Here is a 2,609-nt window from a genome sequence, read left to right on the forward strand (position 1 = left end):
GCTGCGCTACCGGGCACTGGGCCATCGCGCAGACCTCTGGTACGACCCGCTGGGCACCCACGACCAGTGGGGGGAGGGCTGTCCGCCGGGGGCACTGGTCGAGTGGGCCGCGGAGGTGCTCGACCTGCGCTGCCCCGAGCACTGCCGGGCCGACCACACCCACCGCCCTCTCAGCACCTGACGTCCACCCGCGACTGCAACCTGCCGACCGACCTCCCGCTCGACCCACCCCGAACCGAAGGAAGACCCACATGACCCACCGCATCGCCGCAGGGCTGTTGGCCCTGGCGCTCCCGGGCATCGCCCTCACCACGGCCCCCACCCGGGCCGCCGCCGCGCCTGCTCCGGCGGCCGCCATCACGTGGTCCCCCTGCGCCGACGGCCAAGACGAGTGCGGCACCGTGTCCGTGCCGCTGGACAAGGACGACCTGGGCGGCGCCCGGGTACGCCTGGCACTGCGCCGGCACCGCGCGGAGGTACCTGGACAGCGTCTCGGAGTGCTGTTCATCAACCCAGGCGGCCCCGGCGGCTCGGGCCAGGAGATCGTCCAGCGCGCTCCCTTGCTGCTCTCCCAGGAGGTGCGCGACCGCTTCGACCTGATCGGTATGGACCCCCGGGGCACCAACGAGAGCAGCCCGGTGGGCTGCTATGCCGACCCGGCCTTGCGCGAGGCCGACCTGCCCGCTCTGATGACCGCCGCACCGCTGCCCGGAGCGGAGCAACCGCTGGTGGATGCCACCCGTCGCCTCGCCCGGGCCTGTGCGACCACCCCCTTGGCCGCCGCGATGTCCACCAGCGAGGTGGCCCGCGACATGGACCGGGTGCGCGACGCCCTGGGGGAGCGGCAGATCAGTTATCTCGGCTGGTCGTACGGCACCTACCTGGGCCAGACCTATGCGTCGATGTACCCCAACCGGCTGCGAGCGATGGTGCTGGACGGCGTCGTCGACGCGGAGGCCTGGCGCGGTTCGCCACGCACCGCGCACGTCCCGGTCACGTTGCGCACCGGCGGTCCGAAGGCCACCCAGACGGCGCTGTCCGACATCCTCGCCGCCTGCGAGCAGGCCGGCCCTGATGCCTGCGGGGTCGCCACGCCCCGGAAACTGCTTGCCGAGGTGGTGACCAGGCTGCGGCGTGAACCCCTCCTCGTCACCGACGCGGACGGCAGCTTCGAGCTCACCCTCGGCATGCTGCTGCAGGACCTGCGGATGGCGCTGCACGAGCCCGAGGGCGCGGCAGCCGTGCCGGCGATCATCGAGGGCGTCCACCAGATGGTCTTCTCACCGGCGAGCACTGGCGGCGCCACTCCCGACCTGCGCAAGGCTCCCAGGGTGGTGCGCCAGGCCGTGACCCGGAAGGAGCAGGTGCCCTTCGTTGGCCAAGGGTTGCAGGGGTCGGCCGCACCCGGCAACGAGTTCGAGCTCGCCGCCGCCGTGATGTGCAGCGATTCCGCCAACCCCCGGTCCCCGCAGCGCTGGCGCCAGCTGGCCGCGCGACAGTCGGGTGGCCTGTTCGGCCCCTACTGGCTCTACCAGTCGCTCAGTTGCGCCACACAGGACTGGACGGCAGTCGACGAGGACGCCTGGCGAGGTCCCTTCGCCTCCACCACTCATGCGCCGATCCTCGTGGTGGGCAGCACCCACGACCCGGCGACCGGTCTGGACGCTGCCCGTGCGGTGGCTGCCCGCAGCGCCTCCGCGCGTCTGCTGGTCTCGACCAACTGGGGCCACACCGCCTACGGACTGTCCACCTGTGCCAGCACGGCCATGGACCGGGCGCTGCTCGACCGCAGCCTGCCGGCACCGGGGACCGTGTGCAAGGGGGACTTCGTCCCCTTCTCCTGAACCACCGGGGGACGGGCAGTGCCCCGCAGCCCGTCGCACGACGGCTGCGGAGCTCGTCGGGGTAGGATTGGCAGGATTGCTCGACGTGTCGGTGCGGCCCCGGAGCCGCGCCGACAGGACCGGGCGGAACCATCCGCGCAGTGAGGATCCCGATGACCGACATTCCCCAGGGCCCCGGCGACGACCAGGCCAATTCCGACGACCTCTCGCCCGTCGAGGCGATCATGGCCGAGGACGGCAAGGCGCTGGCCGAGGGCGAGATCAGCACCGTCGACGAGATCGCCGCCCCGGCCCAGGCCCGCACCCAGCCGATCGACCTGAACGACGAGATCCAGAAGTCCTACCTGGACTACGCGATGAGTGTCATCGTCGGACGTGCCCTTCCTGACGTGCGCGACGGCCTCAAGCCCGTGCACCGGCGCGTGCTGTACGCCATGTACGACGGCGGCTACCGTCCCGACCGCGGTTGGAACAAGTGCTCCCGCGTCGTCGGTGAGGTGATGGGCAAGTACCACCCCCACGGCGACTCGGCTATTTACGACACCATGGTGCGCCTGGCGCAGCCCTGGGTGATGCGCGCGCCGCTGATCAACGGGCAGGGCAACTTCGGCTCCCCGGGCAACGACCCGGCCGCCGCGATGCGTTACACCGAGTGCAAGATGGCGCCGATGGCGATGGAGATGGTCCGCGAGATCGACCAGGACACCGTCGACTTCCGCCCCAACTACGACAACCGTGAGATGGAGCCGGTGGTCCTGCCGGCGC

Annotated in this window: 3 protein-coding genes; all 3 read left to right on the forward strand. The window is 71.4% G+C overall.

Going from position 1 to position 2,609, the window contains the following annotated elements; all coding sequences use genetic code 11:
- Window positions 1–181: hypothetical protein (locus tag ACHFFZ_RS10240; RefSeq protein WP_394276525.1), on the forward strand; the 181-nt coding region annotated here is incomplete at its 5' end.
- Window positions 182–251: 70 nt separating this feature from the next.
- The gene (locus ACHFFZ_RS10245; RefSeq protein ID WP_394276526.1) at window positions 252–1,844 is read left to right on the forward strand and encodes an alpha/beta fold hydrolase; all 1,593 of its coding nucleotides are present in this window, start codon (window positions 252–254) and stop codon (window positions 1,842–1,844) included.
- A gap of 152 nt (window positions 1,845–1,996) precedes the next feature.
- A partial coding sequence (locus tag ACHFFZ_RS10250) for a DNA gyrase subunit A (RefSeq protein WP_394276527.1) occupies window positions 1,997–2,609 on the forward strand: 613 nt, incomplete at its 3' end.

The organism is Luteococcus sp., from assembly GCF_043424415.1.
Classification (GTDB): Bacteria; Actinomycetota; Actinomycetes; order Propionibacteriales; family Propionibacteriaceae; genus Luteococcus.